At 72.4% G+C, this 24308-nt stretch carries 22 protein-coding genes and 1 pseudogene; 7 read left to right on the top strand and 16 right to left on the bottom strand.

Annotation, left to right across the window (positions count from 1 at the left end):
- Window positions 1-108: 108 nt before the first annotated feature.
- The 3 genes from ACIPWY_RS17275 to ACIPWY_RS17265 all read right to left on the bottom strand — a co-directional run bounded on the left by ACIPWY_RS17275 (window position 109) and on the right by ACIPWY_RS17265 (window position 1625).
- Complete coding sequence (locus ACIPWY_RS17275; protein WP_362898109.1) at window positions 109-609, bottom strand: GNAT family N-acetyltransferase; 501 nt, start codon at window positions 607-609, stop codon at window positions 109-111.
- Between the two features lie 31 nt (window positions 610-640).
- Complete coding sequence (locus ACIPWY_RS17270) at window positions 641-1333, bottom strand: hypothetical protein (protein WP_362898107.1); 693 nt, start codon at window positions 1331-1333, stop codon at window positions 641-643.
- A gap of 85 nt (window positions 1334-1418) precedes the next feature.
- Window positions 1419-1625, bottom strand: coding sequence for a hypothetical protein (locus tag ACIPWY_RS17265; RefSeq protein ID WP_362898105.1), 207 nt, complete (start codon window positions 1623-1625; stop codon window positions 1419-1421).
- A gap of 281 nt (window positions 1626-1906) precedes the next feature.
- Between ACIPWY_RS17265 and ACIPWY_RS17260 the strand changes: the two genes are divergently transcribed.
- The gene (locus ACIPWY_RS17260) at window positions 1907-3946 is read left to right on the top strand and encodes a HelD family protein (protein ID WP_393701370.1); all 2040 of its coding nucleotides are present in this window, start codon (window positions 1907-1909) and stop codon (window positions 3944-3946) included.
- Between the two features lie 88 nt (window positions 3947-4034).
- Here ACIPWY_RS17260 and ACIPWY_RS17255 read toward each other — a convergent pair whose 3' ends face one another.
- Window positions 4035-4730, bottom strand: coding sequence for a copper homeostasis protein CutC (locus ACIPWY_RS17255; RefSeq protein WP_401533720.1), 696 nt, complete (start codon window positions 4728-4730; stop codon window positions 4035-4037).
- Window positions 4731-4891: 161 nt separating this feature from the next.
- Window positions 4892-5107, bottom strand: a pseudogene (locus tag ACIPWY_RS17250) (hypothetical protein); the annotation flags it as partial.
- Between the two features lie 176 nt (window positions 5108-5283).
- On the opposite strand from ACIPWY_RS17250, the gene ACIPWY_RS17245 reads away from it, so the two are divergent.
- Complete coding sequence (locus tag ACIPWY_RS17245) at window positions 5284-7578, top strand: heavy metal translocating P-type ATPase (protein WP_401533718.1); 2295 nt, start codon at window positions 5284-5286, stop codon at window positions 7576-7578.
- An 81-nt stretch (window positions 7579-7659) separates the two neighbouring features.
- Here ACIPWY_RS17245 and ACIPWY_RS17240 read toward each other — a convergent pair whose 3' ends face one another.
- Both ACIPWY_RS17240 and ACIPWY_RS17235 read right to left on the bottom strand, forming a co-directional pair.
- Window positions 7660-9312 (bottom strand): DNA repair helicase XPB, encoded by a 1653-nt coding sequence (locus ACIPWY_RS17240; RefSeq protein ID WP_401533716.1) that lies wholly within the window; start codon window positions 9310-9312, stop codon window positions 7660-7662.
- A 112-nt stretch (window positions 9313-9424) separates the two neighbouring features.
- Window positions 9425-11947, bottom strand: coding sequence for a helicase C-terminal domain-containing protein (locus ACIPWY_RS17235; RefSeq protein WP_401533714.1), 2523 nt, complete (start codon window positions 11945-11947; stop codon window positions 9425-9427).
- A 141-nt stretch (window positions 11948-12088) separates the two neighbouring features.
- Here ACIPWY_RS17235 and ACIPWY_RS17230 point away from each other — a divergent pair, with 141 nt between their 5' ends.
- Window positions 12089-13159 (top strand): hypothetical protein, encoded by a 1071-nt coding sequence (locus ACIPWY_RS17230; RefSeq protein ID WP_401533711.1) that lies wholly within the window; start codon window positions 12089-12091, stop codon window positions 13157-13159.
- Between the two features lie 30 nt (window positions 13160-13189).
- Here the strand turns inward: ACIPWY_RS17230 and ACIPWY_RS17225 are convergent, their stop codons facing one another.
- Genes ACIPWY_RS17225 through ACIPWY_RS17210 form a run of 4 tightly spaced genes read right to left on the bottom strand, consistent with a single transcriptional unit; the run spans window position 13190 to window position 17086 of the window.
- Window positions 13190-14167, bottom strand: coding sequence for an ABC transporter substrate-binding protein (locus ACIPWY_RS17225; RefSeq protein ID WP_401533709.1), 978 nt, complete (start codon window positions 14165-14167; stop codon window positions 13190-13192).
- Entirely contained in the window at window positions 14164-15015 is an 852-nt protein-coding gene (locus ACIPWY_RS17220; RefSeq protein WP_401533706.1) for an ABC transporter ATP-binding protein, read from the bottom strand. The genes ACIPWY_RS17225 and ACIPWY_RS17220 overlap by 4 nt, the downstream gene beginning before the upstream one ends.
- Window positions 15012-16073, bottom strand: coding sequence for an iron ABC transporter permease (locus ACIPWY_RS17215; RefSeq protein ID WP_362898088.1), 1062 nt, complete (start codon window positions 16071-16073; stop codon window positions 15012-15014). The genes ACIPWY_RS17220 and ACIPWY_RS17215 overlap by 4 nt, the downstream gene beginning before the upstream one ends.
- A complete protein-coding gene (locus ACIPWY_RS17210) occupies window positions 16070-17086 on the bottom strand; it encodes an iron ABC transporter permease (RefSeq protein ID WP_362898086.1) in 1017 nt (338 codons plus the stop codon). The genes ACIPWY_RS17215 and ACIPWY_RS17210 overlap by 4 nt, the downstream gene beginning before the upstream one ends.
- A 56-nt stretch (window positions 17087-17142) precedes the next feature.
- On the opposite strand from ACIPWY_RS17210, the gene ACIPWY_RS17205 reads away from it, so the two are divergent.
- Window positions 17143-17799 (top strand): HAD family hydrolase, encoded by a 657-nt coding sequence (locus ACIPWY_RS17205; protein ID WP_393701385.1) that lies wholly within the window; start codon window positions 17143-17145, stop codon window positions 17797-17799.
- On the opposite strand, the gene ACIPWY_RS17200 is transcribed toward ACIPWY_RS17205, so the two are convergent.
- A complete protein-coding gene (locus tag ACIPWY_RS17200; protein ID WP_116512380.1) occupies window positions 17778-18026 on the bottom strand; it encodes a hypothetical protein in 249 nt (82 codons plus the stop codon). The two genes, ACIPWY_RS17205 and ACIPWY_RS17200, sit on opposite strands and share 22 nt — an antisense overlap.
- Window positions 18027-18213: 187 nt before the next feature.
- Between ACIPWY_RS17200 and ACIPWY_RS17195 the strand changes: the two genes are divergently transcribed.
- Window positions 18214-18597, top strand: coding sequence for a cold-shock protein (locus tag ACIPWY_RS17195; protein ID WP_362898082.1), 384 nt, complete (start codon window positions 18214-18216; stop codon window positions 18595-18597).
- A gap of 167 nt (window positions 18598-18764) precedes the next feature.
- Here the strand turns inward: ACIPWY_RS17195 and ACIPWY_RS17190 are convergent, their stop codons facing one another.
- The 4 genes from ACIPWY_RS17190 to ACIPWY_RS17175 all read right to left on the bottom strand — a co-directional run bounded on the left by ACIPWY_RS17190 (window position 18765) and on the right by ACIPWY_RS17175 (window position 22281).
- Window positions 18765-19622 carry a 1,4-dihydroxy-6-naphthoate synthase gene (locus ACIPWY_RS17190; RefSeq protein WP_389539902.1) on the bottom strand — a complete coding sequence of 286 codons (858 nt, stop codon included), beginning with the start codon at window positions 19620-19622 and terminating at the stop codon, window positions 18765-18767.
- Entirely contained in the window at window positions 19619-20326 is a 708-nt protein-coding gene (locus ACIPWY_RS17185; RefSeq protein WP_362898078.1) for a futalosine hydrolase, read from the bottom strand. Before ACIPWY_RS17185 ends, ACIPWY_RS17190 begins: the two co-directional genes overlap by 4 nt.
- Window positions 20296-20772, bottom strand: coding sequence for a DUF2771 domain-containing protein (locus tag ACIPWY_RS17180; protein ID WP_362898076.1), 477 nt, complete (start codon window positions 20770-20772; stop codon window positions 20296-20298). The genes ACIPWY_RS17185 and ACIPWY_RS17180 overlap by 31 nt, the downstream gene beginning before the upstream one ends.
- 111 nt (window positions 20773-20883) lie before the next feature.
- On the bottom strand, window positions 20884-22281 hold the full coding sequence (locus ACIPWY_RS17175; protein ID WP_362898074.1) for an MFS transporter: 1398 nt from the start codon (window positions 22279-22281) through the stop codon (window positions 20884-20886).
- A gap of 335 nt (window positions 22282-22616) precedes the next feature.
- Here ACIPWY_RS17175 and ACIPWY_RS17170 point away from each other — a divergent pair, with 335 nt between their 5' ends.
- Window positions 22617-23540: a DUF3027 domain-containing protein gene (locus ACIPWY_RS17170; RefSeq protein ID WP_383881869.1), complete on the top strand. Its 924-nt coding sequence runs from the start codon at window positions 22617-22619 to the stop codon at window positions 23538-23540.
- 96 nt (window positions 23541-23636) lie between these two features.
- Window positions 23637-24308 (top strand): hypothetical protein, encoded by a 672-nt coding sequence (locus tag ACIPWY_RS17165; protein ID WP_401533700.1) that lies wholly within the window; start codon window positions 23637-23639, stop codon window positions 24306-24308.

The raw sequence follows: 24308 nt of genomic DNA, 5'->3' as shown, positions 1-24308 counted from the left end.
GCGACGTTCCCGGGGTCTTCGGCAGTGCCTTCGGGGTCTTCGGCGGTGTCGTCGGGAGCTTTTCGAGCAGAGTCAGGCATGACGTGACACAACGCGACGCAACATTGCTTAAATTCCCAACAGTTCGTAAGCGCAGAGGTCCTCAGTGGCCGGAATCCGGACGAATCCGGCCCGCTCCAGGACCCGTTGGGACGGTCCGTTGTCCAGGTCCGTGTTCGCCGTCACCGCCGTGACGCCCGGCTGCGACAGCGCCCACGCCGCTATCGCCCGCACCGCCTCCGTCGCGTAGCCCCGGCCGCGCGCCCCCTCCGTCACGTCGTAGCCGATCTCGACGCGGCCCTTCTCGTCCGGCGTGCTGTGGAAGCCGATCCCGCCCACCGCGCGTCCGTCCTCGCTCCGCACGATCGCGTACGTTCCCCAGCCCTCGCGGTAGGTGCCCGCCGCGTGCGCACTCACCGTGATCCCGGAGCCGGTCCGGGTGCCTTCCGGTGCGTCGCCGTCCAGCCAGGCGAAGCCGCCCGATCCGCTGTCCTCGTGCAGGTCCCTGGCCGCTTCCAGGGACAGTTCGTGCAGGCGTACGCGGGCGCCCGCGATGGTGAAGAGTGTCATGGGCCGAGGATGCGACAGCCGCTTGCGCCGATCAACCGGTTTGAGGTGTCAGCAGGGCCAACTCCGCATTGAGGTTCTCGCGGGCCGGCTCCTCCCAGTGCGCGGCGCCGTACGGGGTGCGGAACAGACGTGGCAGGGCGAGGAGTTGGCGCAGAACGGCGGCGCGGCCGTCGCGGAACGGTTCGTCGGGTACGAAGCCGTACTCCTCCCGGACCGCCGCCGCGTAGGCCGCGTACGCGTCCGGCGCCGCCGCCAGGATCGCCAGGTCCGCGTCGCACAGGACCTCGCCGTTGTGGTCGTCCTCGGCCGGGTCGTGGTCCACCGTGAGCAGGACCAGGCGGCTCACCTCGTCGATCTGCCGGTCCGCGAGGCCCGCTTCCGCCAGGGCCCGTTCCGCCAGCCGCGCCGAGCGTTCCTCGTTCGCCGAGCGCTCGGGCAGGTACACCGCGTCGTGGAACCAGGCCGCGAGGCGGACCAGCTCCGGGTCCTCGGCGTGGTCCTCCAGTACGTCGATGTGGTCCAGGACCGCCTTGAGGTGCGTCGTCGTGTGGTAGCGGCGCTGTGGCTCCGACCAGCGGGCCAGGAGGTTGTCCGCGAAGGCCTCCGGGTTGGTCTCAGGGGTGGCCTCCGGGCCGGTCTCCGGGCTGGTGGGATCCGTCGCGCCGGCTTCGGTCCGTGCTGTGCGCAGGGTCTGCGCCCACGCTGTCCTCAGGTCGTCCTGCATGCGGCGACCCTAGACCCTGCGGGGCTGTCCGGGCTCGGGCCGTACTCAGACCCTGTGGTTCCCGCCGGGGCTCGGGCGCCCGTACTCAGACCCTGTGGGTCCCGCCCGGACTTGGGCCGTACTCGGATGATCGTCGCTGCACGCCGGCCTCCTCGTCGTACTCGCCCAGAAGGATCACGCCGAGCGCCGAGGTCACGATGACCTTGGCGGCTCGCAGCGCGTTTCCCAGGCGGTGGGGGTGGTGGGTCTCCGTGACCGCGGTGGCACCGTGGGTGAAGGTCATGGTCGTCATGCCTCCATAGTGGAATACGGGCATTCCGCGCACATCGGTCCGGAGTTGTAGGTTGCGGGAGCGGGGGTGCGTCCTGGGGGTGAAGCCGCCCCTAGGGCCCGCCGAGGTTTGAATCCGGTCGTCCCCTAGGGCCCCGCCGGGGTTTAAATCTGTTGGACGTGTGCCGGGGCGGGAGTAAGGTGGTCCGCCTTTCCCGCCTCCCTCCGTGGAGCGCCGTCGGCCGGACGGAAACCGGTCGGCCGCCGTGTGTAACCGACCCCCGGAGCCCGGAGGCAGTGCCCGTGTCCCTCGACGACCCGCTCTCCCGTGAGCGCGCCCACCTCACGTCGTCCCGTGCCGCCCTGCGCGCCATGCGCGAGGACGTGGAGTCCCTGGACATCGCCGACGTCACCGCGAACTGGGTGAACGCCGCCGTCCTGCAGCGCCAGATCGACGACCGGATCAAGGCCCTGGCCGATCTGTCGCACACCCCGCTGTTCTTCGGGCGGCTCGACTACCTGCACGCCCCCGGCGCCGACCAGGCGGAAGGGGCCGAGGGGGAGCGGTTCTACATCGGGCGGCGGCATGTTCACGACGCGGTCGGCGACCCGATGGTCATCGACTGGCGCGCCCCCGTCTCGCAGCCCTTCTACCGCGCCTCGAAGAAGGACCCGATGGACGTCGGGCTGCGCCGGCGGTTCGGGTACACGGGCGGGGACCTCACCGCGTACGAGGACGAGCGGCTGTCGGATCCCGCCGAGACCGAGGTCGTGAGCGCGCTGCTCCAGGCCGAGATCGAGCGCCCCCGCGTCGGGCCCATGCGCGACATCGTCGCCACGATCCAGCCCGAGCAGGACGAGATCGTCAGGAGCGGGCTCTCGGGGTCCGTGTGCGTCCAGGGAGGGCCCGGTACCGGTAAGACGGCCGTCGGCCTCCACCGCGTCGCCTATCTCCTGTACGCACACCGCGATCGGCTCGCCCGTACCGGGACGCTCGTCATCGGGCCGAACCGGTCCTTCCTCCACTACATCGAGCAAGTGCTGCCCGCGCTGGGCGAGTTGGAGGTCAAGCAGGCCACCGTCGACGACCTCGTCGCCCACGTGGAGGTGCGGGGCGCCGACGCCGCCGACGCCGCCGTGGTCAAGGGTGACGCGCGGATGGCCGAGGTCCTGCGGCGGGCCGTGCGCTCGCACATCACCCTGCCCGTGGAGTCCGTCGTGGTCGTGCGCGGGTCCCGGCGGTGGCGGGTGCCCGCGTACGAACTGGAGGAGATCGTGCGGGAGTTGATGGCGCGCGACATGCGGTACGGCGCCGCCCGTGACGCCCTTCCGCAGCGCATCGCCCACGCCGTCCTCGTACAGATGGAGCGGTCGGGCGAGGCGCCCGACGACCGTGTGCAGGACGCCGTGGCCAGGAACGCGGCCGTCAAGGCCGCCGTGAAGGTCCTCTGGCCCGCCGTCGATCCCGCGAAACTCGTACTGCGGCTGCTGTCCGACGCCGAATTCCTCGCCGAGCACGCGGAGGGCGTGCTGAGCGAGGACGAGCAGAAGTGCGTGCTGTGGGAGCGGCCGGCGCGCAGCGTGCGGGCCGCCAAGTGGTCCTCCGCCGACGCCGTGCTGATCGACGAGGTCACCGATCTCGTCGCCCGCACGCACTCCCTCGGGCATGTGGTGCTCGACGAGGCGCAGGACCTCTCGCCCATGCAGTACCGGGCCGTCGGGCGGCGCTGCACCACCGGGTCCGCCACCGTCCTCGGCGACCTCGCGCAGGGCACGACGCCCTGGGCGACGCGCAGCTGGGCCGAGGCGCTGCGGCACCTCGGCAAGGAGGAGGCCGTGGTCGAGGAACTGACCGTCGGGTTCCGCGTGCCGCGCGACGTCATCGCGTACGCGTCCCGGCTGCTGCCCCACATCGCGCCCGGACTCGCGCCCGTCTCGTCCGTGCGTGAGAACCCCGGCGCCTTCGAGGTCAGGGAGGCGGCGAACGGGGCCGACGACGTGCTCGCCGCGTGCGCCGAGGCGCTGGAGCGGGAGGGGTCCGTGGGCCTCATCGCCGCCGACGCCCGCGTCCCGGCCCTGGCGTCGGCCCTCGCCGATGCCGGGATCACTTACCTGGGCCCCGGCGAGGAGACCACCGCGCAGACCCGCCTCACCCTCGTACCGGCCTCGCTCGCGAAGGGCCTCGAATACGACTACGTGGTCCTCGACGAGCCCGCCGCCGTGGTCGACGGCGAACCCGACGAGCGCACCGGACTGCGGCGTCTGTACGTGGCGCTGACCCGGGCCGTCTCCGGTCTGGTCGTGGTCCACGCCGCGGAGCTGCCGGAGCAGCTGGCGGGGTGACGGTCCTCAGGCCGGCAGGGCCTACGCCTCGGTCTGGTCGTGGTGCACGCCGCCGGGCTGCCGGAGCGGCCGGCGGGGTGACGCCCGCCTACGCCCCGGCGTCGACCGCCTCGCGCCACGTGCGGACCGCGTCCGCCGACACCGGGGCCGTCCAGCCCTGGGGGCGGGCCGCGCCGCCGATGTGGAAGGCGTCGATGCCCGCCGCCTTCAGGCGCGGCAGGTGGTCGAGGCGGAGGCCGCCGCCGACCAGGATCCGCTGCTCGTAGCCGGGTTCGCCCGAGCGGGCCGCCTCCGCCGTCAGGACGTCGAGCCCGGCGTCCACGCCGTCCGGCGAGCCCGCCGTCAGGTACGTGTCGAGGCCCGGCGCGTGGGCGAGCTGCTTGCGCAGGGCGTCGCGGTCCGCGGCCCGGTCGATCGCGCGGTGGAAGGTCCAGCGGCAGCCGTCCAGCTCCGCCGTGATCCGTTCGACCGCCGTCAGGTCGGGGCCGCCCGCCGGGTCGAGGAACCCGAGCACGAACTCGTCGGCGCCCTCCGCGCGCAGCCCCCGCGCGGCCTGCGCCAGCGCGTCCACGTCGCCCGCGGCGAAACCGTCCGCGAGCCGGATCATGACCCGCAGCGAGATGCCGACGGCCGCGCGGATCCGGCCGAACGTCTCGCGCGGCGGGGTGAGCCCGTCGGCCGCCATGTCGGTGACCAGCTCAAGGCGGTCGGCCCCTCCTGCCTGGGCCGCGACGGCGTCCTCGGCACCGAGCGCGATCACCTCCAGGACTGCACGCTTGCTCATGGGACCCCTTTGTCGGTTGCGAAGGCGGGTGCGGATGCGGTGGCGGCCGGGCCCCGGGCCTGTCGTCACCACAGGTGTCACAACAGGCCATAGAGGTCTAGTCCAATAGGTCAGCCTACGCGCAGACGGCCCGCGCCGACAGACGGTCAACCGACAGGCGGTCAGTGGCCGTGCTCCTCGGAATGATCACCCGAACTCTGCCCGGCGTGCACCGTGAATTCCGCCGTCCGCACCGTGCCGTTGTGCTTGAAGTCCAGGAAGAGGCGGTACGTCCCGATGCTGGGCGCCGTCGCGGTGAACGACACCTCCGGTCCGGGCCCGCCCTGGTTCGGGTGCACGTGCAGGTACGCGAGGTCGCCGGACCGCAGGGCGACCATGACGGCTCCTGGTGCGGTGTCCGGTGGCCGATAGCCGATAGCCCGACCATACCCCTAGGGGGTATCAAGTCAAGCGTCGGGAACGCTTGCGCCGGATACCCCCCATGGGTATAGATTGGATCTCGTAAGCGATACCCACCCCAGGTACCGAGCCGGACCGCAACCGAGGAGGCCTCATGTCGGCGCATCCAGCCACCGCCGCCGCCACCGCGCCCTCTGCCGCCCAGGCGGCAGAGGTGGAACTCGCCATCGGCGGCATGACCTGCGCCTCGTGCGCCGCCCGGATCGAGAAGAAGCTGAACCGGATGGACGGCGTGGCGGCGACCGTCAACTACGCGACGGAGAAGGCGAAGGTCACCTTCGCCGACGGGGTGGCGGTGGCCGACCTGATCGCCACGGTCGAGGCCACCGGATACACGGCCCAGGAGCCGCCGAGGGCCGCCGAGGGGAAGGCGGACGGGGCGCAGGAGGCGGAGTCGGACGCGTCGGCCGACGTGCTCGCGCCGCTCCGGCAGCGGCTGATCACCGCCGTGGCGCTCGCCGTGCCCGTCGTGGCGATGGCGATGATTCCCGCCCTCCAGTTCACGTACTGGCAGTGGCTGTCCCTCACGCTGACGGCGCCTGTAGTGACGTACGCGGCCTGGCCCTTCCACAAGGCCGCCGTCACGAACGCCCGGCACGGCGCCGCGACGATGGACACGCTCATCTCCGTCGGGACGTCCGCCGCGTTCCTCTGGTCGGTGTGGGCACTCTTCTTCGGAACGGCCGGCATGCCCGGCATGACACACGCCTTCGAGCTGACCATCGCCCGCAGCGACGGCGCCGGGAACATCTACCTGGAGGCCGCCGCCGGAGTCACCGCCTTCATCCTCGCCGGGCGCTACTTCGAGGCCAGGTCCAAGCGGAAGGCCGGCGCGGCACTCAAGGCGCTGCTCGAACTCGGCGCCAAGGACGTCACGCTGGTGCGTGAGGGCGGGCGTGAAGAGACCGTTCCCGTGGCCGAGTTGAAGGTCGGCGACCGGTTCCTCGTACGGCCCGGCGAGAAGATCGCCACCGACGGCGCCGTGGTCGAGGGCGCCTCCGCCGTCGACGCCTCGATGCTGACCGGTGAGTCCGTGCCCGTGGAGGTCGCCGTCGGGGACGCCGTCACCGGCGCGACGCTCAACGTCGGCGGACGCCTCGTCGTCGAGGCCACCCGCGTCGGCGCCGACACCCAACTCGCCCGTATGGCACGCCTGGTGGAGGACGCGCAGAACGGCAAGGCAGCCGCGCAGCGCCTCGCCGACCGCATATCCGCCGTGTTCGTGCCGGTCGTCATCGGGCTCGCGCTGGCCACGCTCGGCTTCTGGCTCGGCAACGGCGCCGGGATCACGGCCGCCTTCACCGCGGCCGTCGCCGTCCTCATCATCGCCTGCCCGTGCGCCCTGGGCCTGGCCACCCCGGCGGCCTTGATGGTCGGCACGGGGCGCGGCGCGCAGCTCGGCATCCTCATCAAGGGCCCGGAGGTCCTGGAGACCACGCGCGCGGTCGACACGATCGTCCTGGACAAGACCGGCACCGTCACGACCGGCCGGATGACGCTGCTCGCCACGCACGTGGCGGACGGCACGGACGTGAGTGAAGTCCTGCGTGTCGCCGGGGCGTTGGAGCACTCCTCGGAGCACCCGATCGCGCGGGCCGTCACCGACGGAGCCCGCGAGAAGGTGGGCGAGCTCGGCGTCGTCGAGGACTTCGCCAACCTCCCGGGGCTCGGCGTGCAGGGCGTCGTCGACGGCCACGCCGTACTCGTCGGCCGCGAGAAGCTGCTGAAGGAGTGGGAGATCCGGCTTCCGGTGGAGCTGGAGCGCGCCGAGGCGGAGGCCGAGGCGGCAGGGCGTACGGCCGTCGCGGTGGCCTGGGACGGTCAGGCCAGGGCGGTCCTCGAAGTCGCGGACGCGGTGAAGGAGACCAGCGCGGAGGCGGTACGGCGACTGCGGGCCCTCGGCCTGACGCCCATCCTCCTCACCGGCGACAACGAAGCCGTAGCGCGCTCGGTGGCCGCCGAGGTCGGCATCGACGAGGTGATCGCGGAGGTCATGCCGCAGGACAAGGTCGACGTGGTCAAGAGGCTTCAGGGCGAAGGGCGTTCCGTGGCCATGGTCGGCGACGGCGTCAACGACGCGGCGGCCCTGGCGCAGGCCGACCTGGGGCTCGCGATGGGCACCGGCACGGACGCGGCGATGGAGGCCGGTGACCTGACCCTGGTGCGCGGCGACCTGAGGGCGGCGGCGGACGCGATCCGGCTGTCCCGGCGGACGCTGGGGACGATCCGCACCAACCTGTTCTGGGCGTTCGCCTACAACGTCGGCGCGCTGCCGCTGGCCGCGGCGGGCCTGCTGAACCCGATGATCGCGGGTGCGGCGATGGCGTTCTCGTCGGTGTTCGTGGTGGGCAACAGCCTGCGCCTGAGGAACTTCCGGCCGCAGTCGTAGGAACGAGTAACCAGGAATGGGCAGCCAGGAATGAGCGACAGGGCCCGTCCACACCCGGTGGACGGGCCCTGTCGCCGAGGGTCAGCTGCCCTGCTCACCCGCGAGGAGTTCGTCCGCGTCCACGATGCGGTACGCGTAACCCTGCTCGGCGAGGAAGCGCTGGCGGTGGGCGGCGAAGTCCTGGTCGATCGTGTCGCGGGCGACGACCGAGTAGAAGTGCGCCTGGTGACCGTCCGCCTTCGGGCGCAGCACGCGGCCGAGGCGCTGGGCCTCCTCCTGCCTGGATCCGAAGGTGCCCGAGACCTGGATCGCGACCGTCGCCTCCGGCAGGTCGATCGAGAAGTTCGCGACCTTGGAGACGACGAGGACGCTCAGCTCGCCCTCGCGGAACGCGTCGAAGAGCCGCTCCCGCTCCTTGTTCGTCGTCTCGCCCTTGATCACCGGGGCGTTCAGATGCTCGCCCAGCTCGTCGAGCTGGTCGATGTACTGACCGATGACGAGGATCTGCTGCCCGGCGAACTTCTTCACCAGCGCCTCCGTCACCTTCCGCTTCGTCGCGGTGGTGGCACAGAAGCGGTACTTCTCCTCGGCCTCCGCGGTCGCGTAGGCGAGCCGCTCGCCGTCGGTCAGATTGACGCGCACCTCGACACAGTCGGCGGGCGCGATGTAGCCCTGGGCCTCGATCTCCTTCCACGGAGCGTCGAAGCGCTTGGGGCCGATCAGCGAGAAGACGTCCGACTCGCGCCCGTCCTCACGCACCAGCGTCGCGGTCAGGCCGAGGCGCCGGCGGGCCTGGAGGTCGGCGGTGAACTTGAAGACGGGCGCGGGCAGCAGATGCACCTCGTCATAGATCACGAGCCCCCAGTCACGGGAGTCGAAGAGCTCCAGATGCGGATAGATGCCCTTCCGCTTCGTGGTCAGCACCTGATACGTGGCGATGGTGACGGGCCGGATCTCCTTCCGCGTCCCGCTGTACTCGCCGATCTCGTCCTCGGTCAGGCTCGTCCGCTTGACCAGCTCGTGCTTCCACTGCCGGGCGGAGACCGTGTTGGTGACGAGGATGAGCGTCGTGGCCTTGGCCTCGGCCATCGCACCGGCGCCCACCAGCGTCTTGCCGGCGCCACAGGGCAGCACGACCACACCGGACCCGCCGTGCCAGAAGCCCTCGACGGCCTGCTTCTGGTACGGACGCAGCGCCCACCCGTCCTCCGCGAGATCGATCTGGTGCGCCTCGCCGTCCACGTAACCGGCGAGGTCCTCGGCGGGCCACCCCAGCTTGAGGAGCGTCTGCTTGATCTGGCCGCGCTCCGAGGGGTGCACGGCGACGCTGTCGGCGTCGATGCGGACGCCGACCAGCGGGGCCACCCGCTTGGAGCGGAGGATCTCCTCGAGGACCGGCCGGTCCGTGGTGGTCAGGACGAGGCCGTGCGCCGGGTGCTTGGACAGCGTCAGGCGCCCGTACCGGTCCATGGTCTCGGCGATGTCGACCAGCAGCGCGTGCGGGACGGGGTAGCGGCTGTACTCGACGAGGGCGTCCACGACCTGCTCGGCGTCATGGCCGGCCGCCCGTGCGTTCCACAGCCCCAGCGGCGTCAGCCGGTAGGTGTGGATGTGCTCCGGGGCGCGCTCCAGCTCGGCGAAGGGAGCGATGGCGCGACGGCAGGCGTCGGCCTGGTCGTGGTCGACCTCCAGGAGCAGCGTCTTGTCACTCTGGACGATGAGCGGTCCGTTCACGTCTATCCCTTCCACCGCGCTCCGCGAGGCGCGGGGCCAAACGTCCAGTGTGCCGCATGGCGCGTACGAACCGCGTACGCACGGAAGGGGAGGCGGGGACCGCCCAGCGGCGTCAGGCCTCGCCCTCCAGCTCGGCCACCCCGGTCACCCGGTGCAGCGGATACGTCCGGACCTCGTCCGCGGTGTGGTCGTACGCGGTGACGAACCCGCCCTCGACCCGGATCGGGGCGATGACGCGCTGGCTGGCGGAGCCCTCCGCGTTCACATAGCCGATCCACACGGCCTCACCGGTCAGGACGGCCGCCTGCATCGTGGCCAGCGTGTCCGCCGCGCTGGTACGGGGAAGCGCCCCGCTCTGCTCGCCCGGCGCGTGCTTGCGCGGGGTCGTGGAGGCGAGGTCACCCGCGCGGATCGCGCGCACCGCGGCGGTCAGGAGCGTGCCGTCCGGAACCGGCGGTCCCTCCGGGACGGGCTCGGGGGCGCTGCGCGGCGGAGTGCGGCGGGCGTGGGCACGCGTGATCAGCACATCGCCCTCGGGGGTCTCCGCGGCGGGCGCGAACCCCATCTGCCGCAGGCCCTCCAGCAGCGCCGAGGGATCGGCCTGCGCGGCGAGGACGGTCGGCGAGAGCCGTCGCAGACGCAGGGCGGCCGACCGCTTGTCGGCGAGGATCTCGCCGAGGAGGACGTCGTCGTCGCAGCGCACGTACGCGGAGGCGGCGCCGATGCGCAGATGCCCGTGCTTACGGGCCACGTCGTCGATGAGATACGCGAGGGGCTGCGGCACGGGCGTACGGGAGTGCGTGGTCAGGAAGTCGTGCAGGTCGGAGGCGGTACGCCCGGCGTCGAGGGCGCGCCGCACGGACCCGGGAGTGAACCGGTAGACGGTCGCCCCGCCCTTGGACTCCACGTCGGCGAGGACGGAGAGCGCCTCGGCGAGAGGCCGCTCCAGGGGCCCGGGCGCCACGGCGGTCAGATCCGCCTGAAGAAGGACGTGGTTCAGCGGCTCGGGCAGAAGGGGAGCGAGGAGAGCGACAGCGGCGGCCTCCGCGGGAGGAGTCTGAGCACCGTCGTCCAGGAGCGCCCGGCCGTGCTCCGACAACGCCCCCCGCCCCGTGACGCCGAGCAGTTCCGCCTCCGTGAGGGTCCACCGGGCGATGCGGGCGCGCAGGTCCTCGGGGTCACCGGCGTCGTCGGACGACGTGGCGGCGGTGCGCAGGGGCCGCTCCCAGCGCAGCCGGGCGAGGAGGGTCTCGGGATCGGGGGAGGCGCCCTCGGGGAGCCCGGCGAGGAGCGCGAGCACGCGGCGGCGGACCTCGGGAGCGGCCGAGCGGTCGAGGTGGGGCCCGAGCGCGGACAGGGTGCGCCCGGCGGAGGAGACGGCGGCAGCGCCGTCGCGACCGGCGACGAGCCCGGCCGTACGGGTGGCGGGCAGCCAGACGGCGACGAGCCGCGCCCAGCGCTCGGCGGCCGGCAGCTCCAGCCACGTGTCGTACGCGGGCGTCGCGGCGTACTGCTCGTCGGCCTCGCCGTCGGACGCGATGAGCCCGGCGGCGTAGGCGAGTTCGACCCAGAACGCGGCGAGGGGCTCGGTGGTGTCGAGGGCGGCGGCGGTGCGCTTGAGGTCCCGCATGCTGAGCCCGCCCGCACGCAGAACGGCGGGCCCGCCCTCGTCCCAGTCCTTGAGCAACTCCTCGACGGTGGCGAGCGCGGTGTAGGCCTGCCCGGCGGCGGTCGCGTTCACGACGGCGGCACGATGGGTGGCGGCCGGGGCGACGGCCGGGGGTACGGGTTCCAGGGCGCGGTGGGCGCGTCCGCCGCGCAGGTGGAGGGCGGCCTCGCGGGGCAGTACGACCGTGCCGGGGGCGGTCGGCAGGAGGAGCCCGCGGTCGAGGAGCCAGCGCAGGTGGGCGGCGGGTTCGGCGGTGACCTGGCCGAACGGCGGGCCCCAGACGAGCCGGGAAAGGACCTCGACGGCGTCGGCGGGCGCCTCGTCGAGGAGCGCGGACATCCGGGACCGGTCGGTGAAGAGCGCGGTCAGCGAGGCGACGGCGGACACCGGGTCGTGCGTGGAGGGCAGGCCCGCGGCCGTCACGATCTCCTGGAGCCGGCCGGGGGACATACCGGCGGTGGTTTCGGCGACCGTCGGGCCGAGGCCGGTGGGGGAGGGCCGCTGGGGCGCGGGGGCGAGCAGCTCACGGGCGGTGCGGACGAGGCGGAGTTGGCCGTCGGGCCCCCAGAGCAGGGCCTGTTCGCGCAGGGCGGCCACGGCGTGCGGCAGCGCCGTGAAGACGGTACGGGCGTCGGCGCCCTCGTCGCTGCCTTCGTCCCCGGCGAGCAGGGCGAGGAGGGTGTCGTACGTGGTGGGGTCCGGGGCGACGGCCAGCGCCTGCGCGGTCTGGAGCGTGAAGCGGTCCAGGTGTTCGAGGGCGCGGATCACGGAGGCGCGGGTGCCCGCGCGGGTCGCCAGCTGCGTGAGGTCGCCCGGGACGGGGTTGAGCAGATCGGGGCGGGCGCGCAGGAGTGCGCCGAGGGAGGCGTCGTCGCGGGCGCGCAACGCCTCGGCGAGGGACCGGGGGGCGCTACTCCCCGCCCCGCTCCCGTCCTCGGCGGCGCGGTCCGGCTCGTGAGTGCTCATCCGGGCCACGGTAGCGCCTGACCGGCCCGGCGGGCGGCGGCCCCGCTGGGCCCGGAAGAGGCCCCCGGTGCCGGGCCGGGCACGGTAACGTCGTAAAACGGGTGAACGAACCGTCAACACCACCACCCCGGAGGGGACTTCGTGGGGATCGAGAGCGATCAGCTCGTCTTCGACTATCTGAGCCGGGTCGGCGACCTGGCCCAGCAGCGTCAGCTGCCCTCAGGCACCCGGATGCGCCTGGTGTCGGAGCTGCGCAACGAGATCGAGGCGCGGCGCGCGAAAACGACGGTGGACAGCCCGGCCGCGGTGCGGCGGATCCTGGAGCGCCTCGGCACGCCGGACGACGTGGTGACGGGGGCGGGCGCCGGCGGACGTTCGGCGGTACCGGAGGCGCCGCGGGCGGCGGTTCCCGTGCAGAGGTCGAAGGAGCAGCGGCCCAAGGAGCCGCGCCCGAAGGGCTTTCGCAGGATCGTGCCGGGCCCGCGCCCGGAGCCGCGGGAGGACGAAGAACTGCGGGACGTGCCGTCGCCGCCGCATCTGGCCGGGACGGACGAGCTGGGGGAGCAGGGCCCGGAGCCGGACTGGTGGCGGGTGGACAGCAGCCCGTTCGGCGTCGCGGACAGCGTGCCGGGGTTCGTGGGCGGCGTGGAGATCCCGGAGATACTCAGGCCGCCGGGCAAGGACGGCCCGCACGTCCCCAAGGCACGCAAGGCCGAGGCCCGCACGGAGGAGGAACTCCCGGACGGCGAACCGGATACGGGCACGGAGGCAGGCGCTGAGGAGGGTACGGAGAAGGGCACTGGGAAGGGCTGGCGCAAGGGCCGGGGCGAGGCGTCCTCAGGGCGTCGCGGCCGCCTCCCGGCCCTGCCCGGCGGCTGGTCCAACCCGCTCCTGCTGCTCGCCGCCGCGCTCCTCGTGGCCGGCGCGATCCTGGGCAACTGGTTCGCGCTGGGCCTCGGCTGGATCATCGCGTACGCGTCGCGGCGTCTGAGCGAGGGCGAGTCGAAGGCGGCCGTGCTGTGGCTGCCGGGACTCGCGGTGACGGCCGGGCTCGTGTGGCTGTGGGGCCGTAACACTGGGCGGTGGGGCGAGCCGATCGCGCAGGGGCACATGAGCGACGCGATCGGCGAGACGTGGCCGTGGGTGGTGCGGGGGGCGGCCGTCGCCTCCGCGCTCTTCGTGGTGTGGAGATCGCAGCGGCAACGGCCGTAAGAGAGGAGCCTGTTACGCGGTCAGGGCCTGTTACGCGGTCAGGTCCTTCTGGAACTCGTCGAGGATCTGGTGCGCGGCGGTGTAGCCGATGCCCGCGATCCACAGGTTGTCGTCGACCTGGAAGACCTTGCCGTCCCTGGACGCCTTGAGGCTCTTCCACAGGCCGCTCTGCATCGTCCGGGTCGCCTTGGCCTTGCCCGGGTCGCCGTAGGTCGAGGTGAAGACGACGTCCGCGTCCGCGAGGTCGATCTTCTCGGGGCTCACGTCGTACGAGAACCCGTCCTTGGCCTTGTCGGTGACGGCGGGGCGGCCCACGCCCAGGTCGGCGAGGATCGAACCGATGTAGTTCTGCTTGCCGTAGATGCGGATGTCGGCGCCCTCGACGAAGCGGACGAAGTTGACGTCCGTCTCGGCGGCCTTCTCCTTGCCGCCGATCGCGGTGGTCACCTTCGCGACGTGCGCGTCGTAGTCGGCGACGACCTTCTTCGCCTCGGCCTTCCTGCCGAGCGCGTCGGCGTGGACCTGGAAGTTCTCCTTCCAGGCGGTGCCGGTGGACTCCGTCATCACGGTCGGCGCGATGGCGCTGAGCTGCTTGTAGCGCGCGCCGTCGCGGACCTTGCTGGTGAGGATGAGGTCGGGCTTGAGGGCGGCGACGGCCTCCATGTCGGGGTTGGCGATCTCGCCGACCTCCTTGATGCCCTTCACCTCGTCTCCGGGCAGGTACGAGGGGAAGCCCTCCTCCGTCGCCGCGTGGGTCGCGCCGACGGGCTTCACGCCGAGGGTGAGCGCGGAGTCGAGCTCGCCGGTGTCCAGGACGACGACGCGCGTGGGGTGCTCGGGCACCTTCACGGCGCCCATCGCCGTACTGACGGTGTGCGTCTTGCGGGAGTTCGAGCCGGCCGCGTCGGAGCCGGAGTCCCCGCCGGACGAGCCGCAGGCGGTCAGGGCCAGGGCGCCGGTCAGGACGAGCGCTCCGGCGGTGAGGGCGCGGTGGTCGCTGCGGATCATGAGGCTGCCTTCCGGGAGAGGGAGTCGGACGGGGCGCCGACGCGCTCGCCGGACCGGGCGTCGGCCTGCCAGGGCGCGCCGGGCACGATCAGCGGGGAGCCGGTCACGGGGTCGGGGACGACCACGCAGTCCAGGCCGAACACCTCCCGTACGAGGTCCGCCGTGACGACCTCGGCGGGCGGGCCCTCGGCGACGATGCGGCCGGACTTCATGGCCACGAGGTGGTCGGCGTAACGCGCCGCCTGGTTGAGGTCGTGCAGGACGAGGACGACGGTACGGCCCTTGTCGTGGTTCAACTGGCGTACGAGATCGAGGACTTCGACCTGGTGGGCGATGTCGAGATACGTCGTCGGCTCGTCGAGGAGCAGCAGTTCGGTCTCCTGGGCGAGCGCCATGGCGATCCACACGCGCTGGCGCTGGCCGCCGGACAGCTCGTCGACGGAGCGCTCCGCGAGGGCCGCCACGTCGGTGCGTTCCATGGCCTCGGTGACGGCGCGCTCGTCGGCGTCGGACCACTGCTGCCACCAGCGCTGGTGGGGCTGGCGGCCGCGGGCCACGAGGTCGGCGACGGTGATCGCCTCGGGCGCCACGGGCGTCTGCGGCAGCAGCCCGATCCGCTGGGCGATCTGCTTGGTGGGCAGCTTGGTGAGCGCTTCGCCGTCGAGGAGCACGGAGCCGCTCTTCGGCTTGAGGAGCCGGCCGAGGGCGCGCAGTGTCGTCGACTTGCCGCAGGCGTTCGGTCCGACGATCACCGTCACGCGGCCGTCGGGGACGGCGAGGTCGAGGTCGTGGACGACGGTGCGGTCCTCGTAGGCGAGGGTGAGCGCGCTGGTGCTGAGCCGGGTCACCGGTTTCCTCCCGTGCGGCTGCGGATGATGAGCCAGATCAGGTACGGCGCCCCGACGGCGGCCGTGAGGACACCCACCGGCAGTTCGGTGGGGGAGAACAGACGCCGGGCCAGCAGGTCGGCCACGACGACGATGAACGCGCCCAGGAGCGCCGAACACAGCAGCGGGATCTGCGCGGTGCGGATCACACGGCGGGCGATCTGCGGGGCCAGCAGCGCGACGAAGTCGACGGGTCCGGCGGCACCGGTCGCGACGGACGCGAGGACGACGCCGAGCAGGACGAGGCCGAGGCGCACGCGGCCGAGACGGACACCGAGCGCGGTCGCCGTGTCGTCGTCCAGGGAGACGGAGCGCTGGGCGCGCGCGGCCCACGCCACGAACGGGACGAGGACGAGGAGGGTCCAGCCGAGCGGGGCGGCCTCCGCCCAGCCGCGGCCGTTGAGCGAGCCCGTCATCCAGATCTGCGCCTGCTGGGCCACGAGGTAGTCGCCCTTCGTCATGAAGAGCGTCGTCACCGACCGCAGCGCGATGGCGAAGCCGATGCCGATGAGGACGAAGCGCGTCGCGTGCAGCCCGCCGCGCCAGGCGAACGCGTACACGAGGAGCGCCGCGAGGAGCCCGCCGAGTACGGAGAGGTAGGGCAGGACCGCGTACGACGTGACGCCGAACGTCATCGCGCCGACCGTCAGCGCGCTCGCGCCCTGGCTGATGCCGATGATGTCGGGGGACGCGAGGGGGTTGCGGGCGACGGTCTGGATGAGGGCGCCCGCGACACCGAACGCGGCGCCGACGAGGAGCCCGACGACCATGCGGGGGGCGCGCAGCGTGCCGACGACGAGTTCGTCCGCGGACGGCCGGCCGGTGATGACCTTGAGCACCTCGGCCGGGGCGATGAAGGACTCGCCGACGCACAGGTAGGCGAGGCAGGCGGCGGCGAGGAGGACCACGAGGGACACGGCGACGACGGCGGCCCTGCGGTGCAGCAGGAAGCGGGCGCGTCCCGCGCGGACGACGGAGTACCCGGCGGGGCGGACCCGGGGCGCGGTGGTCGTACTCATGCGGGGACCGCCTTGCGCCGGACCAGGGTGACGAGGAACGGGACCCCGATCAGCGCGGTCATCACGCCCGCGGGGACCTCGCTCGGCGGGAAGACGACGCGGCCCACGGTGTCGGAGACGAGGAGCATGACGGGGCCGATGAGAGCCGCCATCGGCAGGACCCAGCGGTGGTCGCTGCCCACGACGGCGCGGGCTATGTGCGGGACGGCCAGGCCGATGAAGGCGATCGGCCCGGCGGCGGCCACGCCGACGCCGGTGAGGACCGTCGCGCCGAGCCCCCCGACGATCCGTACGCTCGCGACCCGCCGGCCGAGCCCCTTGGCGACGTCCTCGCCGAGCGCGAGCGCGTCCAGACCGCGCGCGACGGACAGCACGAGGACCACACCCACGACGAGGAACGGCCATGTCTGGCCCACGATGTGGGCGTCCCTGCCGGACAGCGAACCCACCTGCCAGAACCTGAACTCGTCCATGGCGGACGCCTTCGTGGTGAGGACAGCCGTGGTGACGGAGACCAGGAGCGCGTTGATCGCGGCGCCCCCGAGCGCGAGCTTCACCGGCGTCGCGCCACCGCGCCCGCTGGAGGCGATGGCGTAGACGGCGACGGACGCGAGCGCGGCGCCCGCGAACGCGAACCAGACGTAGCCGGTGAGCGTGTGGATCCCGGCGAACGCGATCGCCAGGACGACACCGACGGACGCGCCCTGGCTGATGCCGAGGATCCCGGGGTCGGCGATCGGATTGCGGGTGATGCCCTGGAGGACCGTCCCGGCGAGAGCGAGCGCGGCGCCGACCATCAGGCCCACGAGAGTGCGCGGCAGCCGCAGGCCCCTGACCACCTCGGCGTCGTCGCTGTGACCGCCGTGCACGAGCGCGTCGAGGACCGCCGACGGGGCGATCGCGCGGGCGCCCACGGCGAGGCTGAACAGGACCGCCAGGACCAGGGCCACGAGCGCGGCCGCCGTCCAGACGATGCGTCGCCGCGCGGCGGGGGCGGCTGAGATCTGACCCATGGACCAATCCGAGGTTGGTAAGGCTTAGCTAAGCGGCAATCGTACGCCCAGGCACAATGGCTCTCATGGGTGCATACGAGAGCGCGAACGGATCAGCTTCGGGACCGACGGTCGGCTTCGACCTCGACATGACGCTGATCGACTCACGGCCGGGGATCAGGGACACATGGCTGGAACTCGCCGACCGTACGGGCACGCAGCTCGACGCCGACCTCATCGTGACCCGGCTCGGCCCGCCGCTGGAACAGGAGCTCGCGTACTGGTTCCCCGAGGAGCAGATCCCGCAGATGGCCGGCCTGTACCGGGAGCTCTACCCGGCGCACGCCATCACCGGCACATACGCGATGCCGGGCGTGCACGAGGCCATCGCCGCGGTGCACGCGGCGGGCGGCAGGGCGATCGTCGTGACGGCGAAGTACGAGCCCAACGCGAAGCTCCACCTCGAACACCTGGACATCGCCGCCGACGAGGTCATCGGCAACCTGTGGGCCGAGGGCAAGGCGACGGCGCTGCGCGAGCACGCCGCGTCCGTGTACGTCGGTGACCACACCGGCGACGTGCGCGGCGCCCGCGCCGCCGACGCGCTGTCCGTGGCGGTGACCACCGGGCCGTGCGACGCGGCCGAGCTGCGCGAGGCCGGCGCGGACGTGGTGCTCGCGGATCTGACGGAGTTCCCCGCCTGGCTGGAGGCCTACGTCGCCGAGCGGGCCTGACGGCGCTGCACGGCGATCCCGCGCAGCACTCCGGCCGCGGAGATCAGGAAGCCGACACCCATCAGCATGCACACCGCGTAGGCGACGGGCGGGAACGGGTCGGTTCCGAGGAACAGAGGGGCCATCGTGGCCAGAGTGGCCACGGCTCCGACGATGAAGACGATCCCGCCGGCCTTGACGAGACCGTCGCCGGGCCCGGCGGAATTCGCTTGGGTTTTGTCACGCACCCGACCAGGGTAGTTCCCAGCGCGAGGGAACTATCCGGGTTCCTCGGGCCGTCTTGTCACCGGCCCCTGGACCATTAGCCTGGTGCCGGCGGGCCGGGCGGCCCGCTGCAGTGCTATCCAGAGCCGTTTTCAGAGCCGTTCTTCATCGCACGAAGCGGCATGACGAGTACGAGGACGAGGACTTCACGTGCCTACCGGCAAGGTCAAGTGGTTCAACAGCGAGAAGGGCTTCGGCTTTCTCTCCCGCGATGACGGCGGTGACGTCTTCGTGCATTCCTCCGTACTCCCGGCCGGCGTGGACGTCCTCAAGCCGGGCCAGCGTGTCGAGTTCGGCGTCGTCGCGGGACAGCGCGGCGACCAGGCGCTCTCCGTGACGATCCTCGATCCGACCCCGTCCGTGGCCGCGGCGCAGCGCCGCAAGCCGGACGAACTGGCCTCGATCGTCCAGGACTTGACGACGCTCCTCGAGAACATCACGCCGATGCTGGAGAAGGGCCGCTACCCGGACAAGGCGTCCGGCGCGAAGATCGCGGGCCTGCTCCGGGCGGTCGCCGACCAGCTCGACGTCTGACCGCGTTACGGGAACGCGAGCGTGTCGGGGCCGAGGGCCGGTACGAGGCCCTCGGCCGCCGCGCGGGTCAGAAGGCCGCGGATCGCCGCGGCCCCTTCTTTTCCGCTGCCCTCGCGCTGCTTCGCGGGCTTCGAGCGGCTGTGCCGGACTCCGTCCGGCCGCTGTGTTCAGGGGAACGACAGGGCGTCCGGGCCAAGTGCGGGGACCAGGCCCTCGGCCGCCGCGCGGGTCAGAAGGCCGCGGATCGCCGCGTAGCCGCTCTCGCCCAGGTCGGCCGTGAACTCGTTGACGTACAGGCCGATGTGCTGGTCCGCGACGGCCGGGTCCATCTCCTGGGCGTGTTCCTGGACGTAGGGGCGGGAGGCCTCCGAGTCGTCCCAGGCCATGCGCACCGAGGTGCGTACCGCGTCGGCGAGCCGGCGCAGCCGGGCCTCGCCCAGGCTCCGCTTCGCGATGATCGCGCCGAGCGGGATGGGCAGCCCGGTGGTGTTCTCCCAGTGCTCGCCCATGTCGGCGAGGGAGTGCAGGCCGTAGTTCTGGTACGTGAAGCGGGCCTCGTGGATGACGAGTCCGGCGTCGACCTTGCCGTCCCGCACGGCGGGCATGATCTCGTCGAACGGCATCACGACGACCTCGCCGACCCCGCCGGGCACGACGTCCGCGGTCCACAGGCGGAACAGCAGGTACGCCGTCGACTTCTCGCTCGGGACGGCGACGGTCTTTCCGGTCAGGTCGACCCCGGGCTCGCGGGTGAGCACCAGCGGGCCGCAGCCCCGGCCGAGCGCGCCGCCGCAGGGCAGCAGCGCGTAGTCGTCGAGGACGTACGGCAGGACGGCGTACGACACCTTCAGGACGTCGAAGTCGGGGGAGCGGCGCTCGGCGACGCCGTTCGTGATGTCGATGTCGGCGAAGGTCACGTCGAGGGCGGGTGCGCCGGGGATGCGGCCGTGGGCCCACGCGTCGAAGACGAACGTGTCGTTCGGGCAGGGCGAGAAGGCGATCCTGAGTTCTTCGGGGTGCGTCATGTGCGGTTCCAACTCTCCAGTACGGGTGCGGACTTCCCGAACGCGTCGGTGAGTGCCGCGAGTGCGTCGCCGATGCGCCAGGCCGCGCGGTCGCGGGGGCCGACGGCGTTGGAGACCGCGCGGATCTCCAGGACGGGCACGCCGTGTGCGGCGGCGGCCTCGGCGACCCCGAAGCCTTCCATCGCCTCGGCGGCGGCACCGGGGTGGCGGCCTTGCAGCTCGGCTGCGCGGGCCGCCGTGCCGGTCACGGTGGAGACGGTCAGGACGGTGCCGGTGAGTGCGCCGGTGGCCGCGGCGACGTCCCGTACGAGGGAGGGCGGCGGGTGGTGCGTGACGGTGCCGAAGCCGAGTTCGGTGACGGGCAGGAAGCCGTCGGGGGTTTCGGCGCCGAGGTCGGCGGCGGTGAGGGCGTCGGCGACGACGACCGAGCCGATGGGGGCGTCCGGCTGGAATCCGCCGCCGATGCCGGCGGAGACGACCAGGCCGTACGGCCGCCCCGACAGGGCGGCGGTGGTGAGGGCGGTGGCGGTACCGGCCGCCGCGGCGGCGGGCCCGACGCCCACCGCGACGACATCGACGGCCTGGGGTGCGGCGCCCGCCTCGGACAGGCCCCTGGCCACCGCGTCCCGCTCCGCGGGGACGGCGGTGGCGATCAGGACCCGCCCGCGCTGCGTCAGGCGTCCTTCTTGAGCTTGAACGACCACAGGCCGGTCGCGCTCGAGCCGCTGCCCTCGACGATGGAGACCGTCGTGGAGCTGCCCGTGGCGCCGTACTGCTGGTTGAAGAACACGCTGCCCGGGACGGTGCGGTACGTCTTCTTGCTGGCGTCGGTCAGCGGCTGACCGTTCATCAGCAGGGTCCAGCCCTTGTCCGCGATCTTCGGGTCGACGCCGAAGCGGACCGTCGCGTCGGGGTCGACCTTGATGGACTTGATGTCCTTGTTCTTGAGGCAGTCCTTCAGCGCATTGGCGTTCAGGGTCTTGCCGTCGTTGTAGCAGGCGGCTTCCGACGTCACCGTGGAGCGGCCGACCGTGATGGTCGCCAGCGGCGTCGGCTTGTCGCAGGCCGAGAGGACGAGCAGCCCGGCAGCGACGGCGCCGGCGGCTGCCACGGTGCGGCGGTTGCGCACGGTGAAACGCAGGGAGGTCATGCGGGCAGGCTATCTGGCGGCCCGCACACACTCGCCATGCGGGTGCGGCGTGCCGCATGCTCACGCCATCCGGGGCGGATCTGAGGCTCTTCCGTGAGGTCCTCGCCGTCCTCACGCCACGCGGCTGTGTGCCTGTCCGCCGTGGCGCGCGGCGGCCAGCAGGCCTCGTACGGTCGTCAGCCAGCCCGTTCCGACGATCGCCGCGGCGACGCCGAGGCCCAGTGCTCCGTTCAGCGGCAGTGCGATGCCGATGGCGCCGCCGAGGACCCACGCCATCTGGAGAAGGGTCTCGGAGCGGGCGAACGCGGAGTTGCGGACCTGCTCGGGTACGTCGCGCTGGATCAGGGCGTCCAGGGACAGCTTGGAGAGGGCCTGCGCGAATCCGGCGACGGCCGCCAGGCACGCGGTGAGGGCCGCGGTGAAGAACAGCGTCGCCGTGATCGCCACGGCAAGGACCGCCGCCACGACCGTCACGATGATGATCTCGGGCGCCCGTGCTTTGAGCCAGGCTCCGACGGCTGTGCCGAGCGCGTTGCCCGCGCCCGCGGAGACGCCGACGATGCCGAGTGACACGGCGGCGCTCTGCCCCGACATGGGATGTACGCGCAGCAGGAACGCCAGGAAGAAGATCAGGAAGCCGGAGAGGCAGCGCTGGGAGGCGTTGACGAAGAGTGCGTGCGTCACGGCGGGGCCGACCGTGCGCAGGCCGGGGCGTTTCTGTTTGGTGGCCTGCTTGCGCGGGCCGTGCAGATGCTGTTCGTCGGCGGCGAGGAGCGCCTTCCCCTCGCCCTTCGCGGAGTCCACCTTGTGCGGCAGCTGGAAGGACAGGACCATCCCCGACATGAAGATCACGAAGGCGCCGTAGAGGGGCCAGCGCGGTCCGAGGAGCTGGAGCCCGGCGCCGATGGGCGCGGCCACGCCGGTGGCGAGGAGCCCGCCGAGCGTCACCCGTGAGTTGGCCTTGACCAGGGAGAAGCGGGGTGGCAGCAGGCGTGGCACGACGGCGCTGCGGACCACGCCGTACGCCTTGGACGCCACCAGGACGCCCAGCGCCGCCGGGTACAGCTGTACGCCGCCGCTGACCACCGCCCCCGACAGGACGATCGCGAGGAGTGCCCGCGCCAGCATCGAACCGGCCATCGCGGCGCGCCGCCCGTGCGGCAGCCGGTCCAGGAGCGGACCGACGACGGGCGCGAGGAGGGCGAAGGGTGCCATCGTGATGGCGAGGTAGAGGGCGACGCGCCCGCGCGCCTCGTCCGTCGGTACCGAGAAGAAGACCGTGGACGCGAGCGCGATGGTGATCATGACGTCGCCGGCGCCGTTCACCGCGTGCAGTTCGATCAGTTTTCCGAGACCCGACTCGCCCGCGCCGTGCGCGTGGGTCGCTTTGCGAATCCCGCGCGCCGTGCCGGTGAACGGCAGGTGCAAGGCGCGCCCGAGTCCGCGGACCGCCCCGTGTACCGGGCCCGATCCGCCTGCTGAGCGCGACGACGACCTTGCGGAGGTCACCCAGTCATAGTGCCCCCGGAAGGTGGCGACTAGTGCCGATATCGGCGGAGCGGGTCGCCGGTACGGCCCCTCGGAACCACCCCGCTGCGTGGTGCAGGACACAGCTACTTGTACGTCGGTGTGGGCGCACGGGCCGGGAGAAGGTAGCGTGCGTTACGCGCCTGCGGCAGCTGTTCTCGGCCGCGCGCCTCTCAGTCATCCCGCAGAATGGGTGACGTAGGTGCGCCCGAGGACGTTCGGGCGCGGACGTCGACGCGGCCCCCTGGTCCGCTCCGTCCGTACCCCCGCGCAAGGGTGGCGCACTCGTGAGACGGCGTAGGAGAGAAGCGATACCTGTGAGCGCAGCGACAACGCGAAGCCGCACCCCTGACCGTCTGTGCGCCGAGGCGGTAGGCCTCGCGCGGACCGCGGCCGAGGAGGCCGCCGCGCCAGGAGTCGTGGGCGAGCACGTCGACGTCGTGGTCGAGGGCGACCGGGTCGTCACGCATCTCTTCGAGTGCAAGGAGTTCGGCTACCGCGGCTGGCGGTGGGCCGTGACCGTCGCGCGGGCCTCCCGCGCCAAGGTCGTCACCCTGGACGAGACGGTTCTGCTGCCCGGCCCGGACGCGCTCCTCGCCCCGGAGTGGGTGCCGTGGAGCGAGCGGCTGCGGCCCGGCGACATGGGCCCCGGGGACCTGCTCCCGACCGATGCCGAGGATCTGCGCCTTGAGCCCGGCTATTCGGGTGAGGACGTTCCGCCGCCGAACTCCGCGGTGTCCGAGGAGATGGCGGAGCTCGTCGAGGCGGAGGACGCCGAACTGACCGTGGGGCCGCCCGCGGAACTGCCCATCGCGCCCGAGCGCGGCTCCATCGCCTCGGTCGCCGATGAGCTCGGCATGCGGCGCGCCCGCGTCCTGTCCCGGTACGGCCTCCACGTCGCGGCCGACCGCTGGGACGAGGCGTACGGAGCGAAGACGCAGATGGCCCAGGCGGCGCCCGCCACCTGCGTGTCCTGCGGTTTCCTCGCCCGGATCGGCGGTTCGCTCGGCCAGGCCTTCGGCGTCTGCGCCAATGAGTTCTCTCCGGCGGACGGACGTGTCGTCTCCCTCGCGTACGGCTGCGGTGGGCACTCCGAGGCGGCCGTCATGCCGAAGCCTCCCCGGCCGGCTCCCCACGTGATCGACGAGACACGCGTGGACCCCTTCCCCCTGCGCCCGGCGGCGGACTCGGGCTCGGTCCCGGTGACCCCGGACGGCACGGAGGATCTGGGGCACTCGTGAGCGGCCTGGCATAAGCCTGGTCACAGGGTTCCCACGGGATCTACTGTTCCCATGCGGCGCTCGGTGTGCGCGCTCGGGGGGTGTGGGGTGGGGACCTTGCGACGGGTGTTTCTGCGTGCCATGACGGCGGTCGTGGCGCTCGGTCTGGCGGCCGGGTGCGACGGTGGGACGTCCGCTCCGCCGCGTGAGGATTTCACGAAGAAGCAGCTGAGCAGGGCCGTCCTGGAGAAGGCCGCGCTCGACGGCTCGTCGCGGTTCAAGGTCATGCAGATCCCGCAGAAGGAGTTCCGGAAGCTGTCTGTGGACCCCTCGTCGCGGTGCGGTCCCCTCCGTCTCGCCATTGGCCACACCACCGTGCCGAGAGCCGAGGTGCGGACGACTGAATTGGTCTGGCCCGGCGACAGCACCGGCCCACTGCAGGTGTCGCTCCTCGCGCACCGGTACGACGATGCCCGTGCGGTCATGAAGGGCCTGCGCGCCACCCTGGCCCACTGCCGCACGTACCGCGACGAGGAGGGAGACACCGATGAGGTGACTCGGCTCCACGCGCGCTTCGGGGACGAGTCCGTGGCGTTCACCGTCGAGCTGGCGGCGGACAGCCCGGCCACCGTAATGGCCCGGATCATGTTCCGCTTCGTAGTGGTGCGGGCTGGTTCGGTGGTGGTGTTCGTGTCGCGGCTGGATTCGCAGGCGGGCGGAGCCCGGTTCATCGCATCCGCCGACACTGTCCTGCGCGCCCAGCTCGACAAACTCGCCCGCACTGCCTGA

Source organism: Streptomyces sp. NPDC090032 (assembly GCF_044748025.1).
GTDB lineage: Bacteria > Actinomycetota > Actinomycetes > Streptomycetales > Streptomycetaceae > Streptomyces.
The sequence above is the reverse complement of the archived record's forward strand: the minus strand, read 5'-3'. Positions and strand labels throughout refer to the sequence as shown.